We start from the raw sequence: 16,526 nt of genomic DNA on the forward strand, positions 1-16,526 counted from the left end.
GCCTTGCCTGAAGCGAGATGCGCATTCTACGCACCTGAGTTTTAATGTCAACGTTTTATTTAGATTTTTTAAACTTTCTTTTCAGAAGATTCAAACTCATTTTTAAAACGTTAAGTTAACTTAATTAGCCTAGACTAGATTAGATAACTCATTAAAACCGTTCGTTTGGGTTACCCCTTGGAACTGGAGCGCATTCTAGAGATTTCTGGCTTCACGTCAACACCTAATATCAATTAAATTGCGATTAAATGACTGTTTGCCTTTTAATTAAGCAAGACGTTGTTTTTTCGTTCTAACAAGATGAAATAAGCGCTAAATACTGCTGCTTTTATCTTATATATTTCGCTTCTTATACTTAGATTATACTTAGAAGTAATAAAGCGACTGAGTAATAAATGTGTAAGCATGTTTTATATAAGGTGATTAGCTTTATTTTTCAGGCTCTTTTTTTGATTTAGTCTCTTCTTCTGCTACTTTTTCGGCATCTGTCGCTTTATTTTCACTATGACGGTGAAAGTCAGCATCTTGATCGTCACCCACTACATGCTCTAATTTCAATTTCTTTACTGATCGGATAGTGGTAAATGGTCCTGAACAAGCATAGAAAGCAAATATAATAAGCAGGATATTTTCAGGACTCGATGCAATAACCACAAAGGCGAGCACTATTAATAGTACAACAACAAAATTTACCTTACCTTTCCAGTCAACTTCCTTAAAGCTGTTGTATCTAAAATTACTCACCATTAACAGGCCAAGTATGATGGTAATAATTCCAACAAAATAACCATAGTCTTGACCGTTAACTTTATATTCGCTACCAACCCAAATAAGGCTAGCAACAACGCCTGCGGCGGCTGGGCTAGCTAAGCCTTGAAAATAGCGTTTGTCGGCGATGCCAACTTGGGTATTAAAGCGTGAAAGACGCAATGCGGCACAAGCAACATAAACAAATGCGGCTAACCAACCAAACTTGCCAAAACTTGAAAGCGCCCAATTATATGCTACTATTCCTGGTGCTATGCCAAATGACAACATATCAGCCATACTGTCATATTCTGCGCCAAACTCACTTTGAGTATTAGTCATTCGTGCAACTCGGCCATCTAAACCATCGAAAATCATCGCAATAAAGATAGCAACCGCGGCACTAATAAAATGCCCATTCATTGATGATATAACGGCATAAAAGCCAGAAAACAATCCTGCAGTGGTTAATAAGTTGGGTAAAAGATAAATGCCACGAGTTTGTAGCGAATCGTCATTATGTTTGTCTGGCATAAGTAAAACCGAAATACGTTAATATGAATAGAGAGCTCTAATCTAGCATAAGTTTAATTATTAACGGTAGCTGTAGTACCCATGAATGATTAATAAAACTAGCAAACATTTGTAAACTGGTCTTGGTGTTGTTATAAAACATTATAGTGATTACAGAATAGTCGCCAGTGACTATTGTTTTAGCTCATTATGCTAATAATAAGGAAATTAAGTATTAACTTATGGATAGGTATCAATATGCACATTAAAATCTTGTCATTCTGTTTAGTCACATTAGTGTATTTTGATGTCTTTGCAGCTGAAAAAATGACGGTTTATCGTTGGTTCGACGAACATAATGTCGTTCATTTTAGTCAACATCAGCCTGACCGAGATGACTATATCGAAATTAGTATGTCAAATAATAAAAAATCTTCCGTCATTACTGATGAAGCGAGTAGTGATGAAGCGAGTAGTGATGAAGCTTTAAAATTACAAAATAATACTTTGGGTGATAGTAGCGAGAAAAGTAATGTTAACCATGAGCTTAATGATGAGAAGTGTTTAACTGCTCGCGAAAATATAACAACATTAGCCAATTTTGATACAATTCAATATAAAAATGGGCAAGGTAGTGTAGAGATATTAACGGCATTAGAAAAACAGCAACAGTTAACGATGAATAAAAAACAGGCTGAAGTTTACTGTACTGATTAAATCAGTAAACATTGTCAGCCTGCATCTAGGGTATATTAGCTTACGATAACGCCACTAAGCTTTAACGGTGAAATTCAAATTATTATCAACAAGCTCGACAAATATATGATCACCAGCGGAAAATTCGTTAGCCAATAATTTATGTGCTAAAGGGTTTTCAATTTCTTGCTGGATAGAGCGTTTTAAAGGTCTAGCACCAAAAATTGGATCAAAGCCCGCCGCCGCAACAAAAGATAATGCTGCTTCCGATAATGTCATGGTGATATCGCGTTCTTCTAATCGCTTAGTTAAGGCCGATATTTGAATACTCGCGATACTTTTAATTTGCTCAGCAAGTAAAGGATGAAACACTACGGTTTCATCGACCCGATTAATAAACTCTGGCTTGAAGTGATTACCAAGTTCTGCTATTACCCGAGCTTTCATTTGCGGATATTGGCTGTCATCAACATATTCCTGAATAATATCTGAGCCAATGTTGGAGGTCATAATAATAACCGTATTTTTAAAGTCGACCGTACGCCCTTGCCCATCAGTTAAGCGTCCGTCATCTAATACTTGTAGTAAAATATTAAAAACGTCAGGATGCGCTTTTTCAATTTCATCAAGTAAAATAACAGAATAGGGTTTACGTCTCACCGCTTCAGTTAAATAGCCACCTTCCTCATAACCGACATAACCTGGAGGCGCTCCCACTAAACGTGCAACAGAGTGTTTCTCCATAAACTCTGACATATCAACTCGCACCAATGAATCTTCACTATCAAAAAGAAAGTGGGCTAAAGCTTTAGTTAATTCTGTTTTACCTACACCAGTAGGGCCAAGAAATAGGAATGAGCCTATGGGTTGATCTGGGTCTGCCAAACCTGCCCTTGAGCGACGAATAGCATTTGATACTGAAACTACCGCTTCTGATTGCCCAATAACGCGTTTGTGCAGGTTATCTTCCATTTGCAATAATTTGTCACATTCACCTTCGAGCATTTTTGCAACCGGAATTCCGGTAGCTCGGCTTAACACGTCAGCTATTTCTACGTCAGTCACTTTGTTTCGCAGCAAGGTCATTTCTTGCATTTCTGCTTGGCTAGCAAGATCTAGCTGTTTTTCAAGATCAGGGATGCGACTATATTGTAACTCGGCCATGGTATTAAGATCGCCTACGCGACGAGCCGCTTCAAGTTCAATACGAGCATGCTCTAAATCAGTTTTAATCGCTTGTGTACCATGTAGTGCGGCTTTTTCGGTTTTCCAGACTTCATCCAACTCGTCATAACTGACTTGGCAAGTGGCGATTTCATCCGAGATGAGGTCCAAACGTTTTTTAGAGGCCGGATCAGAATCTTTTGATAAAGCCCTTTGTTCCAATTTCAGTTGGATTAAACGCCTTTCTAATCGGTCTAAGTTCTCTGGCTTAGAATCCATTTGCATACGAATACTAGAAGCCGCTTCATCAATAAGATCGATAGCTTTGTCGGGTAATTGACGATCGCTAACATAGCGATGAGATAAGGTTGCTGCGGCAACAATAGCGGGATCTGTTATTTCAACATTATGATGGAGTTCGTAGCGTTCTTTAAGACCACGTAATATAGCAATGGTATCTTCAACACTGGGTTCATCTACTATAATTTTCTGAAATCGACGTTCCAATGCCGCATCTTTTTCAATATATTGGCGATATTCATCTAATGTAGTAGCGCCAACACAATGCAAATCACCGCGTGCTAACGCTGGCTTTAACATATTACCGGCGTCCATAGCACCGTCACCTTTACCCGCGCCAACCATAGTGTGTAGTTCATCAATAAATAAGATGACTTGCCCTTCTAACTGGCTTAATTCACTGAGTACCGCTTTAAGACGTTCTTCAAATTCTCCACGATATTTAGCGCCGGCAACGAGTGCGCCCATATCAAGTGACAATACGCGTTTATTTCGGATACCTTCTGGTACTTCATGATCGACAATGCGTTGAGCTAGGCCTTCAACAATCGCGGTTTTACCAACGCCTGGCTGACCAATTAATACCGGATTATTTTTAGTGCGGCGCTGTAATACCTGAATGGTACGCCTGATTTCATCATCGCGACCAATAACTGGATCTAACTTTCCTTGCTCTGCTAGTTCGGTTAGATCAATAGTGTATTTATCCAATGCTTGACGCACTTCTTCGGCGTTAGCATCATCAACATTCTTACCGCCACGAATATGAACTATCGCGTCTTGTATACGTTGTTCACTCGCCCCTAAGCCTTTAAGAATTTGACCTAACTTACCTTTATCTTGTAACGCCGCTAGCATAAATATTTCTGAGGAGATAAATTTGTCGCCATGCTTTTGGGCAAATTTATCACAAAGGTTTAAAATATTACCCATGGCAGACGATAGCTGCACTTCACCGCCTGTGCCCGACACATGTGCTAATTCTTCGAGAGCCACTTCAACTTGCGATCTTAACGTTCGCACATTGATACCGGCACTTTTTAATAAAGGGATAATACTGCTGGCGTTTTGATTTAATAACGCAAGCATTAGATGTATTGGCTCGATAAATTGATGATCTTTACCTAATGCGATGGATTGTGCATCAGATATTGCTACTTGAAAAGCCTGGGTAAATTTTTCTAAACGCATTAATGTTCTCCTAGTGCCATGTTACTGGGCTTACAGTTTAGTTATCTATGTTATAAGGACACCAAGGAGGGTTTTCAAGAAAAGAGTCGCTAAAACTTTGACCTAAATCAACAGAACACTTTTAAATAATCACCTTATTTATAAGGGATAATTTTTACTAGAGTGAATGTATAGATATAACGCTAGCCATACGCCCGGTTTTTCCGTCTCTGCGATAAGAATAATACTTAGCACTATGCTTATAAGTACAGTCTGCAATTTTAGTGATCTTGGTAACCCCTAATGCCAAGAGTTGTAACTCGGCGATTAACTGCAAATTGGCCAGAAACTTTACCTCTGTTCTGCCATTATTTAAAAATGGCACAGGTTTGAAAGCAGATTCAAATTTTACTGACATTTGACAGAATGCCTGTTTTACCTCTGGGCCAACTTCAAAAGCTTGAGGACCAACACAAGGGCCCATCCATGCGAAAATCTCATCGGCCGCACTATGCATTTTTCTAATGGTACGTTCGATTATATTTGCGGCTAGTGGTCGCCAACCTGCATGAATGGCCGCAATTTCGCTACCATCTTTATTTGATAACAAAATAGGTAAACAGTCGGCGGTCATTATGGCTAAAGCGATGTGCTGACTATGTGTTATCGCAGCATCAGCGACAATAGGCGTATTTTGATGTTTGTCAACAACAACGACATTATTACCATGAACTTGCTCTAACCATTGAATTTTTGTCATGCTTGGCAGGTAATCAAGTAACAAGCTTCTATTTCGGGCCACAGTATTGGGACAATCTCCCACATGATCGCCTAGATTAAAAGCATCAAACTCGGCTTGGAATTTTTCTGTGTGAGTACTATTTGATAATAAATGCGCTGAATGTTTAGATAATTGATCTTTACTAGGCATTAAGCGAGTAGTAGCAAAGGCCAACACACCTTCTGTTGGCCATTTAATACATTGTAAGTTATTAGATAAGTTAGTAATCACTATCAGTAAGATGGATTTTGGTATCTTTACGCAACATATCAGCTAACGCCACCATATCTTCAGGTACATCAGCATGCCAAGTCATTTGCACACCTGTTATCGGATGATATAAAGATAACATTGCCGCGTGTAAGGCTTGGCGCTTAAATTGTTGTAACATTTCTCGTAACTCTTCAGAGGCATTTTTTGGAGGACGCGGACGGCCGCCATATACGGGATCACCCGCCAGTGCATGAGTAATATGAGCCATATGAACACGAATTTGATGAGTTCGACCCGTTTCTAAACGCAAGCGTAAACGGGTATGTAACCTGAACTTTTCCATCACACGATAATGTGTTACCGAAGGGCGACCTGAAAAAGTAACCGCCATATGGGTACGTTTTGTAGCGTGACGACCAATAGGCTGATCAACCAAACCACCTGCGGTCATAATACCACTGGCAATAGCTTCGTATTCACGGGTAATTTCACGCGCTTGTAGTGATTCAACCAGATTAGTTTGAGCAGCAATTGTTTTTGCCACCACCATTAATCCCGTAGTATCTTTATCTAAACGATGAACAATACCAGCACGAGGTACAACATCTAACTGCGGGCAGTGATGTAGTAAGGCATTTAAAACTGTGCCATCAGGGTTACCTGCGCCAGGATGTACGACAAAGCCCGCAGGCTTGTTGATGACTAAAATATCATCGTCTTCGTACACTATGTTTAAAGGTAGATCTTGTGCTTGAAAGCGTACTTCGCTCTCAACTTGTGTATCAATGGCTACTTCTTCACCACCAAACATTTTTTCTCGTGGTCTATCGACAACTAGGCCGTCAACCGTAATATGACCGGCTAAAATCCATTCTTTTAACCGTGAACGTGAATAATCAGGGAACATTACAGCCAAAGTCTGGTCGAAACGTTTACCTAAGCATGATTCGGGAACCGTATCCCGGTGTTGAATTATCTCAGCCATCAAACTCTCTATTAATTAGCACTGTGCAAGGCAGGATTGCTAGGTTAGAATGCTATAGCTTATTTTACCTCTTTGCTAAAGCAATTACATTAAGTAATTATAGTGAGGAGGATATTTATTTTAACTAAAACAAAGTAGTGATATTGAAGTCTATGGAAAAAGTGACAATAAAAATAATGTGCCTTGCGCTAGTGTTAGCATTAACAGGCTGTTCAGGAACAAGTGAAAGAGATATTAAGAAGGTGCCAGATAAGTCAGCTCAAGCATTATTCTCTGATGCTAGAGCATCGCTTGATAATGGCTTATATCAAAAAGCGATCCAAATTTTATCTGCGATAGATTCTCGATTTCCTTATGGGCCAATCTCTCATCAAGTACAATTAGATTTAATTTATGCTTATTACAAAAGCGGTGATGCTGCGCAAGGATTGGCACTTACCGACAGATTTTTACGATTAAACCCAGCGCATTCAAACTTAGACTATGTCTATTATATGCGTGCATTAATCAATGTTGCTACCCAAGAAAATTTATTCCAAAATTTAGCAGGAATAGACCGTTCAGACCGTGATCCTACGGCGGCGCACGCTGCATTCAATGATTTAAAAATAGTATTAGAGAAGTATCCTAACAGTAAATATGCTGCAGACTCTCGCCAACGTATGATTGCCATTAAATCACGCCTAGCAAAATATGAGTTATCGGTTGCGCGCTATTACTTAAAGCGTGAAGCCTATGTTTCTTCTGCTAACCGAGGAAAATATATTGTTGAATATTTTTCTCCTAGCCCAGAAACAGAAGAAGCATTAGAAATTATGATTGTCTGTTATGGCAAGTTAGGCTTGAATGATTTACAGATTAATGCCAAACAAGTTTTAGCGGCAAATTATCCTAACAATCCACGAGTTGCTAAGTAACGCTTTAGTTTCTATGAAGATCGTCGTTCTTGCGCATTCAGGTGATCACGACATACCGTTCATCGAGCGTATAGGGATTTACTAGTGTCTCGAAAGACAGGATGTTTGAGAGAAAGGCCTGAACATAAAATACCAGCTTAGTGCTGGTATTTTTTTAACAGGTTAACGCTAGATAGCTTCTTCGTCTTCTTCTCCCGTACGAATTCGTATCACCCTTTCAACAGCCGTTATAAAAATTTTACCGTCACCAATTTTTCCTGTTTGTGCTGTTTCTAAAATGGTGTTAACACAGCGATCAACATCTTCTGTCTTCACGACTATTTCCAATTTTACTTTTGGCAAAAAATCCACCATATATTCTGCGCCACGATAAAGCTCTGTATGCCCTTTTTGACGTCCAAAGCCTTTAACTTCTGATACTGTCATTCCCGTCACACCAATTTCGCCTAGTGCTTCACGTACATCATCCATTTTAAATGGTTTAATTATCGCTTCTATCTTTTTCATTTTACAGCCTATAGGTTGATTTACGCGTCAGCATTTTACTGATAATTATTATTATCTACATCACAACTGAATATCAAGTAATTGTACACAGAATTAACTTATACCTATAGTGCAAAAATTCTAATTGAAGATAGACTTTGTTACACTAAAGCTACCTGCTGGCATAAGTCAGCTTAAAAGTAACATGCCACATACTCCAGAAGGAAATATCATGAGCGCCCAGGCAATAATCAATGAAATGAAAGTATTACCTGAAATTGATGCTGCGTTTGAAATTGAACGTCGAGTTAATTTTATCAAAAAAAAATTAATACAATCGGGGCTTAAATCTCTTGTTTTAGGGATAAGTGGTGGCGTTGATTCCTCTACTTGCGGGCGTTTAGCTCAACTCGCTATTGACGCTTTGAATAACGAAAACGCTGAAAATCAACCGCCATATAAGTTTATTGCGATAAGACTTCCCTTTGATGTACAAGCAGATGAAGATGACGCTCAGCTTGCACTTGAGTTTATAAAACCTAATCATAGTCTAACCACTAATATCTTTGCAGGCACAGAGGGTATACATACTGAAACCATCCGGGCATTACAAGCGGCTGATCTTTTAACCGCCAATGCTGCACAAGTAGATTTTTCCAAAGGTAATGTCAAAGCTCGTACTCGCATGGTAATGCAATATCATATTGCTGGCATATTAGGCGCTTTGGTACTAGGCACAGACCACTCAGCAGAAAACATTACCGGTTTTTTTACAAAATGGGGTGATGGGGCTTGCGATTTAGCACCTTTATTTGGCTTATCTAAACGTCAAGTGAAGCAGCTTGCCAGCAGTTTAGGTGCTCCTGCTCAGTTAATCGATAAAGCGCCAACCGCTGATTTAGAAGAGCTAGCGCCAAGTAAAACAGATGAAGATGCGTTAGGACTAAGTTACGACCAATTAGATGATTTTTTAGAAGGTAAGAACACAGATAAATTAGTCGAAGAAAAAATAATTGCTATCTATATGAAAACGCAGCATAAGCGCTCAGAAATTCCAACAATATATGAAAGTTAATTAATTTAGTTTGGTAAATTACAATATTTTTGACTATACCTAGCACTGAAAAGGTTATTCAACTAAGGAATGGTTGTAGTGTCAAAATATAATGGATTTACGATTATCGAAACTATGGTTGGGTTAGCTATAATGCTAAGTTTGCTTTCCATTGGTGTTCCTAACCTAAATAACTTCATTGTTTACACCCGCGTAGACAATGAAATATCTACCCTGCATCGTCTGATTTTAATTACTCGAAATAGCGCCTTAAGCAATAACACTGGCGTAACTTTATGCCCGTTAAATAGCCAAGGAAGATGTAAAAACTTATGGCACCAAGAGCTGAGTGTATTTACTGACATTAACAATAATAAAGTATATGAGCCGGCACTGGATGAACAACTGATCGCTCAAAAAGGCGCAATAAAAGCTGGAGATAAACTACAATATGGCAAAACACGTATTGGCTTAACCTATGCTCCAACAGGGCATTTATTAGGCTGGGGACAGAACGCTACATTTAGTTATTGCCCTAAGTACCATAATGATAAAAACCGAGGTATTGTTGTAAGAAATTCAGGTAGAGCCTATGTTAGCGCAGCCAATAAAACTAACGGCAAGAATGTCAGGCGCACAGGAGTTAAAATAAAATGTTTTTAATTAACTGTTTTTTTGTCTACTTTTTTTAATGTTGATTATTATATTATGATGGGTGTAATATGCATTATTTTAATACCCGCTCAGTGGTATTTAATCCTTGTGTATACCTTATCAAGTTAACAATAGACGGAATTTACGACATAGCGATTAGCTGCTCTCAAGCTAAAATAATAGAACAGTAAAACACTCGCTTTATCAAGTAGGTGAGAAAAGTGAATATCCCTGCTATCAAGGCTATGATTAGCGCCGATGATTTAAACAAACTTTCCTAGCTGAGCTTAAGCAACAATGTTATAAGTAAAACATTAATCTTCACTAAAGTTGTCCTTGTGTCTAAGTTACCTATTAAAAAATCTCAACATAAAAAATTAATCAAAGGCTTTACTATTGTTGAGTTACTTATTGGCATTGCTATTATTGGAATATTAACAGCCATTGCTGGCCCCAGTTTAGGTCAGTTTATAGTAAAATTAAGAGTTGATAGTGAAATAAGTGAAATTCATCGCTTGGTATTAACAGCAAGAAACAGTGCTATCAATAGTGGTAAAAATGTCACCCTTTGCCCGTTAAACGGCACAACTTGCAGCGACAACTGGCAAAATGAATTAAGTGTCTTTATCAATAGTGCAAGTACCTTAGTCAACAATAAGACTTATGACAGCGTAAATGAAGAGTTGGTTAAAGTTAAAGGGAAAATTGCTAGCGGTGACACGTTAACATTCAGTCAAGGTCTTATTATTTTTGCGCCAACGGGCCGGTTAGTCTCTGGGGGTAATAGCAACTTTAGTTATTGCCCTAAAAGTAATAGTAATTTATCGCGTGGTGTAGAAATATCTCTGTCAGGTCGGGTATATACGACTGCTGATGCCGACAATGACGGTAAAGATGAAAATAGAAAGGGTATTGAAGTTTCTTGTAGTTAATATATGCCCAACAACTACTGGGCACAGTTATAAAATAAAATCACTTTCACTTTTCACTGAGCAATATTATTTAGGCGAACAGACTATTAACGAGGTTGTGCGTCAAATAGCTGATTCGCTTTGACAGAGTTAAACTTAGCCTTTAACAACACACACTCAAATGCCCGATACACTTGCTGCCTCTCTTTAGAAAAAGGTGTTGGAACTTTGCGATTAGCTAGGGTATCAATAAGTTTATTGACCTGACTTTCTTTCACGCTAGCAAAGTAAATCAACTGCTTACCACCAACCAATTCGATATGGCATTTAACGTCAACCTTGTACTTTTTTACCACTATATTAGCTGCAGCCACATTGAAAATTACATGAGTCAATAGTAGTAAAGTAACCACAAATATTATATTTTTCATTTTATTGCTCCCAACAGACATCGGCCGGTAATTTTTGTCCGGTGTTGCTAACAGATAACACCTGACAGTTACTGTCATTTGATTTTTGCGGTTCAAGTGCTTTTGCCGTTAACACAAAACCTCCGTTTGCCAGAGTTGCATCAATACTATAGTAAGAATTTTCAGTAATAAAGGGGTCATTACCTAGGCCTAACGCTGTCATATCAGCGGTGTACGCTCTTGTATCAACATAAAATTGCTCTTGCATATTTGCTATTCTTAATAATTCTCGCTGAGCTTCTGTGCGGTTTGAGCGCGCAACAAAGTCAGTATATGACGGAATCGCTATAGCCGCTAGAATCGAAACGATAGCAACTGCGATTAACAACTCGATTAATGTAAAGCCATTAAGTGCTTTAATTTTTGACATTATGCCCCTTCCTTAATGTACAAATAAGTTCGCATGGTCTGCAGTTTAAAGGGTGTAATGACTACCTCTCTGCCAACAATGATATTGCCAATAGTGTCGCCGTTAGCGTCAGGTACTACAATTAACGTTGGCGCACCTAAAAACTGCTCACTTATTTTGATACTTCTGACGGCGTCGTCGGGTGGCACATCATCCGGTGGCACATCATCATTTATCTTCCAATTATAAACCGCAGTACCTAATGCAAGGTCGACTGCATATAATAATCCGGTACCATTAGGTTGTTCACAGTAGACAAGGTTAGGATCTAAATTAGGTGGAATAAAAGTCGTAAAATAAACTACACCGTTGATAACAATAGCTTCAGCCGTACTTTTTTCACCCGTGTCTTCAAGGTTTAGGTTTATAAACCAACCCGATTTCTTGCTAACATCTCTTGCTAATTCATTGCGCTTTGCAAGTGTTAGCGTTTGATCAAAAGGATTATCGGTATAATTATATAAATCACTTTTCAACTGTGCCACAGGTTTTTTTGGCTCGACTATATTATAAAAAGACTTAGTTTTAATATGTTGATCTTTAATCATAAAGAATCTGTCATTAGTATCTGTACCTAATGGGTTTGATCTGTCACCACTACCAATAAGTACCGCGTCATAAGGTTTTTCTTGATGATGAAAAATAGCTGTTTCACCATCAAGATCTGTGACTTTTGTTTCAATTGTTTCACTGATAAAGGTACGAACGATAGATGGTTCATTAAAAAAGCGTAAATCATCAGTGGTGTTGGTTACTCCACCTAGCTCTGCTAACTTAAAGACCGACCATGGATCCTCACTGTCAGCGGGATTAGCGCTAGGCATATCAACACGCCAAACATTGCCTCCCGTGTCACCTGTGTATAATCGATCAGTTAAACCATCGCCATCACTGTCTAATATGGCAATACTTGATGGAATACTGTCTATTCCAGGGAATACCGTATCACCACCAGCAGGAGCCATACTCCATTTTAATACGCCGGTTTTAGCATCGATCATATAAACAGCGTTGCCCTTAGCATAAGTAATTACTGTCGTATTTGAATCGTTTACCACATCATAACCACCACCGAAAAACAATACGGGTGCCGCAACCGCACTATTACCAGAGCCTGAAATATTTAGCTTAGAATAACCCAGTTTTGGCTGAGACCATGATTGCCCTAACCGGCCAAATCCTGTGGTAGAGGCATCAATATGCCAAAGTTTACTTGGGGAACTTGGGGTACTAATATCTAGTGCGTAATATGAAGTTCCTCCACGTCGTAAGCCAAAGAATACCCACACTTTATCGGTACCATTTATAACACCGTCACCATTATTATCCTCTACGTATGACGTTATGTTGCCATCGACACCATAAACTTTCTCTGCTGTTGAATAGTTTTCTCTTAATGGCTTAATATTTTTAAAAAACTCTTTTGGCATAAAGGCCCAGCTTTCATCTACGCTATCACCTTTATCCTCAAACATATGAAGTGCACCGGCATTAGTGCCGATAAGAATTCGAATGCTATCGCCATAATTAACCACTAACGGCTTAGAGTGTAATGGATCACCAAAAACATCTGGTCGCATGATGGGTATAGAGCCATCAGGTAATTCAATATTATCGACATTCTCTCCCTTGGCCCAACGTAAATAAGTGCCAACCTCATTCTCATTTACATCTAGTGCCGTTGCCAGTTCAGCGCTGCCACCAAATGATGTTTCAGCTGAAGTCTGTGTTAACAAAGCTAAAGCGTCACTGCTACCAATATCACTATAAATTATCCGGTTGGTTTTATTACGTAACATTTCAGCTACGCCACCTTTTGTTACAGCAGCACCATCTTTAGCGTTATCTGCTGACCAAAAGCTTGTAACGTCTTCAGAAAATTGACCGCTATTAAGATCCAGTGCTGAATTGCCATGTTTACCTATTTGATTGCTACTAACTACTTTATATTTTTTAAGGTTACCTTGCCAACGTGGTCCATTTTCAGGCTGAAACATCGCATAATAAACAGAGTTTAAGGTCTCTGTACGGTCGAAATTGTTGGCAGCAACAGATGCTGAGGTTAAGCTGTCATTACTAGGTTCTAAATCTTCTAAAGCACCAACTAAAGCAGCGGTTAATTGAGCACTATCTGTTGCATAAAAATATTTCCCACCGCCAAGCGCTGCTGTTTCCTTGAGTAAAGGTTCGGCATTAGCAGAACCTTCACTAAAACCAATAGTGTAAATATCAGCTGTTTGCTTACCGGTTAACTCGGTATTAAGGTCACGACTACTCATCCACTCAGCTAAGCCTGCTAAATAATTGTTCTGCTGGTAGCCTGCCGAATTTTCGTAACTGTATTTACTACCTGAGAAGTTAATGGTTTCACCATCTTCTACCGTAGATAAACTTTCAATACTACTATCAGCATGATGATCATATTGTGGTTCACCATCAGTGATCAAAATAACATAGACTTTGTCGCTACAACCTGAAAAGGGTGAAACGTATTTACCCGATGATTCAATTGAGGTATCTCTTGGGGGGTTATTTTTTTTGTATCCCTGAGAGTCTACATCGATATCATCCTTTCCATACTTAACACTATCACCAGAAAAGTAGCGAGAGGCTTCATATAAAGTTTCACATAATGGCGTGCTACCCTGAGCGGAAACTTGATTATTAACCAGATTTAATATTGTAGTTTCATTAGTTTCAGTCATTTCCCTGATACCAGCAACAATGCGGCCGCCATTGCCACTAGATGATCTATCGCCAAAATTATAATTAAAAACTTGCAGACCAAAATCGATCGACGGTGCAGAAGTAATAACATCATTAATACTTTCTTTAGCCATCTCCATTCGGGTTCGCTGTTCTTCTTGAGTATTATCACCGTAATACCAGCGTAAGTAATTTTCAGTATACAGCGTAACTACTTTACCGCTCCAATCGACATCTGAGCTGTCTATGTCATCGGTAAAGTAGACAGGATTATTCTTACTACCTAAATAATTAACCGGAAAGCCTGACTCAAAATCAGTGGCATTACCTGTATTACTATTTAAAACATCATCTTCACAATCTACTACACTGATATTACGACCACTTTCGCTTGAAAGATTTTTCCATTCTTTGGTTTTATTTTTATACCGTCGAATATGCGCGGTATAAAAACCTTTATTCGCTAATGATGATTTAGCACTGCTACAACCATTTAAAGATGCTAAAAAGCGTCGCTTATCTGGCTCTGAGGAATTATCTGGCTTAGGGATCTCATCACCTTTGTTATAATATAAATGTTCGCTTGAGAATTTTGTTGTATTAGCGATTGCAGGGTAGTTCTCGGCTGAATTATATCTAATTTTAACGGTTTCTTCTGTATTCATGCTACCAGAATCATCAAGGATAATAAGCACTTGTATTTTTGATGCAGCGACTTTAACCGTTTCGTTAACGTACAACTCAATATCTTCACTATATGATAGAGTTGATGTTAATACTAATAGGCTTATGGCAAAAAATCTTTTCACGTTATTAACTCCTGTATTTAGCTTAAACACCGATAAATTCATCGTAAAAGTTGCTGAACAACCCCAGTATTTACTTCAACTTCATTGGTGTTTTTTCGGCCATATTTTCGCACTACTTGCACGCGTAAGACATTGCAAGTAAATATTTGCACTGAAGAGGCAGATTTGGAGTGGGAACAATCAGGTTCTAGCTCAAGATCATTGTTGGCAACATTAAGACTTGCGGTGGTATCACTATCGGTATTGGTAATATTTAAACTATCTGTAACATTACCAAAATCCTCATCTTGAAATCGCACGATAGCAGCAGCAAATTTATTATTTCCTGAGTCAGCATTAATTTGCCTGAACATCACCTCATCGCTAGCACTTATCGCTTCTTGTGTGGCAACCACTTTTTCTTCACTAGCACCTGACATTTTCATATCTGATGTGGAATTTTGCATCAAGGCACCAGCAACAGCGGTTAAGGCAACAAGAAATACCAAAGCCACAATCAATACCACACCTTTTTGGCGATTAAATAATTGTCTATTGGCTATCAAATTGTCAGCATAATTTTTTTGCTTTACTTTTTGTTTTACCATGAGTCGACTCCCGCATTGTATAAAGTTACCGTAGAGTTAAATAATAATCGACGATAATTGTCATTAAACGTAACAGGAAAATCACCTAAATTATAAGTATTAGTATTAGTATATTTGTTATCAGGAAGAATGCTACGCGCTAGTACATAAATACGTATGGCTAAAATTCTATTATTATTGCCGTTATCCCATTGGGTAGAGGTCATATTATCTGCTGATAGAAAAGCATCAACAATGCCATACCCAGCACTACCTGGAGCGTCAGTGTCAATACCATACATAAAGCGGATCATTTCAATGCCATCAATGATAGCGTCGAAAGCCATATTGGTTGTTAAGCGCCTTTGCATTAAACTGGGCACAGTATTATTGCCTTGGGCTTCTTCCCTAATATAATAAATATGATGCTGGTACTCCCAAACTTGGCTATTTGAGACCGTTGGTATATTGGTACCAGTAAATATTTCTGCTTCACTTATGTTTGAAATAATATAGTAATTATTGCTGGTGCTTGCTGTTAGAGGTTGAGAAATAGCGCGTTTTATTTGGATAATATCAGACGTTATTTTTGCATCATCAATACAGCCCATTAGGGAACTATTGGTTACTGTTTTACCCCAAAGCGTTCTAAAATGCCCAACAGCATTTGGAAAAGTGCCATTATTTAAACCTTCGCCAACACATTCGTTACCTGGGGCGTCATCTGGTGATGCAGTTAACATTGATCGGTCTAACGTGCCACTGTAATCACCCCAAAAGTTTTGTCTGAGCAAATCATCACTAAGAACACTTAAAGCAAAACGGCCATTCTCTTGTAACTCTCCATAAGTTGCTGTTTCTTTTGTGGTAGTTTTCATGCCAACAAAAACGCTGAGGATGCCGGCAAAAAGTGCTAAACCGACGGCCAAGGAGATAAATATTTCTATTAAGGTATAACCACGTTGACTATTCATA

Annotated in this window: 15 protein-coding genes; 5 read left to right on the forward strand and 10 right to left on the reverse strand. The window is 38.6% G+C overall.

All coding sequences use genetic code 11. The features are described 5' to 3' along the window. Nucleotides 1-429 precede the first annotated feature (429 nt). Entirely contained in the window at nt 430-1,281 is an 852-nt protein-coding gene (gene pssA, locus H4J41_RS10900) for a CDP-diacylglycerol--serine O-phosphatidyltransferase (protein WP_182137492.1), read from the reverse strand. A gap of 237 nt (nt 1,282-1,518) precedes the next feature. On the opposite strand from pssA, the gene H4J41_RS10905 reads away from it, so the two are divergent. Next, on the forward strand, nt 1,519-1,977 hold the full coding sequence (locus H4J41_RS10905) for a hypothetical protein (RefSeq protein ID WP_182137493.1): 459 nt from the start codon (nt 1,519-1,521) through the stop codon (nt 1,975-1,977). A gap of 54 nt (nt 1,978-2,031) precedes the next feature. Here the strand turns inward: H4J41_RS10905 and clpB are convergent, their stop codons facing one another. The 3 genes from clpB to rluD all read right to left on the reverse strand — a co-directional run bounded on the left by clpB (nt 2,032) and on the right by rluD (nt 6,569). Then, nucleotides 2,032-4,611, reverse strand: a complete 2,580-nt coding sequence (gene clpB, locus H4J41_RS10910; RefSeq protein WP_182137494.1) for an ATP-dependent chaperone ClpB — start codon at nt 4,609-4,611, stop codon at nt 2,032-2,034. A 157-nt stretch (nt 4,612-4,768) separates the two neighbouring features. Next, nucleotides 4,769-5,602 (reverse strand): peptidoglycan editing factor PgeF, encoded by an 834-nt coding sequence (pgeF, locus tag H4J41_RS10915; protein ID WP_182137495.1) that lies wholly within the window; start codon nt 5,600-5,602, stop codon nt 4,769-4,771. Then, on the reverse strand, nt 5,592-6,569 hold the full coding sequence (rluD, locus tag H4J41_RS10920; RefSeq protein ID WP_182137496.1) for a 23S rRNA pseudouridine(1911/1915/1917) synthase RluD: 978 nt from the start codon (nt 6,567-6,569) through the stop codon (nt 5,592-5,594). Before rluD ends, pgeF begins: the two co-directional genes overlap by 11 nt. Before the next feature lie 152 nt (nt 6,570-6,721). On the opposite strand from rluD, the gene H4J41_RS10925 reads away from it, so the two are divergent. Next, nucleotides 6,722-7,486 carry an outer membrane protein assembly factor BamD gene (locus tag H4J41_RS10925; RefSeq protein ID WP_182137517.1) on the forward strand — a complete coding sequence of 255 codons (765 nt, stop codon included), beginning with the start codon at nt 6,722-6,724 and terminating at the stop codon, nt 7,484-7,486. Between the two features lie 168 nt (nt 7,487-7,654). On the opposite strand, the gene glnB is transcribed toward H4J41_RS10925, so the two are convergent. Next, entirely contained in the window at nt 7,655-7,993 is a 339-nt protein-coding gene (gene glnB / locus H4J41_RS10930; protein ID WP_182137497.1) for a nitrogen regulatory protein P-II, read from the reverse strand. Nucleotides 7,994-8,204: 211 nt separating this feature from the next. On the opposite strand from glnB, the gene nadE reads away from it, so the two are divergent. The 3 genes from nadE (at nt 8,205) to H4J41_RS10945 (ending at nt 10,612) form a co-directional block, all read left to right on the forward strand. Further along, nucleotides 8,205-9,047, forward strand: a complete 843-nt coding sequence (gene nadE / locus H4J41_RS10935) for an ammonia-dependent NAD(+) synthetase (protein ID WP_182137498.1) — start codon at nt 8,205-8,207, stop codon at nt 9,045-9,047. A gap of 78 nt (nt 9,048-9,125) precedes the next feature. Further along, a complete protein-coding gene (locus H4J41_RS10940) occupies nt 9,126-9,689 on the forward strand; it encodes a GspH/FimT family pseudopilin (RefSeq protein WP_182137499.1) in 564 nt (187 codons plus the stop codon). A gap of 329 nt (nt 9,690-10,018) precedes the next feature. Beyond that, nucleotides 10,019-10,612 carry a GspH/FimT family protein gene (locus H4J41_RS10945; protein ID WP_310649823.1) on the forward strand — a complete coding sequence of 198 codons (594 nt, stop codon included), beginning with the start codon at nt 10,019-10,021 and terminating at the stop codon, nt 10,610-10,612. An 86-nt stretch (nt 10,613-10,698) separates the two neighbouring features. Here the strand turns inward: H4J41_RS10945 and H4J41_RS10950 are convergent, their stop codons facing one another. Genes H4J41_RS10950 through H4J41_RS10970 form a run of 5 tightly spaced genes read right to left on the reverse strand, consistent with a single transcriptional unit; the run spans nt 10,699 to nt 16,525 of the window. Beyond that, entirely contained in the window at nt 10,699-11,022 is a 324-nt protein-coding gene (locus H4J41_RS10950; RefSeq protein ID WP_182137500.1) for a TapY2 family type IVa secretion system protein, read from the reverse strand. A 1-nt stretch (nt 11,023) separates the two neighbouring features. Continuing rightward, complete coding sequence (locus tag H4J41_RS10955; protein WP_220460866.1) at nt 11,024-11,431, reverse strand: type IV pilin protein; 408 nt, start codon at nt 11,429-11,431, stop codon at nt 11,024-11,026. Beyond that, nucleotides 11,431-14,985 (reverse strand): pilus assembly protein, encoded by a 3,555-nt coding sequence (locus H4J41_RS17750; protein ID WP_182137501.1) that lies wholly within the window; start codon nt 14,983-14,985, stop codon nt 11,431-11,433. The genes H4J41_RS10955 and H4J41_RS17750 overlap by 1 nt, the downstream gene beginning before the upstream one ends. Before the next feature lie 38 nt (nt 14,986-15,023). Continuing rightward, complete coding sequence (locus H4J41_RS10965; protein ID WP_182137502.1) at nt 15,024-15,572, reverse strand: PilX N-terminal domain-containing pilus assembly protein; 549 nt, start codon at nt 15,570-15,572, stop codon at nt 15,024-15,026. After that, complete coding sequence (locus H4J41_RS10970; RefSeq protein ID WP_182137503.1) at nt 15,566-16,525, reverse strand: PilW family protein; 960 nt, start codon at nt 16,523-16,525, stop codon at nt 15,566-15,568. Before H4J41_RS10970 ends, H4J41_RS10965 begins: the two co-directional genes overlap by 7 nt. Nucleotide 16,526 lies beyond the last annotated feature (1 nt).

The organism is Colwellia sp. MB3u-45 (assembly GCF_014077005.1).
Taxonomy (GTDB): domain Bacteria; phylum Pseudomonadota; class Gammaproteobacteria; order Enterobacterales; family Alteromonadaceae; genus Cognaticolwellia.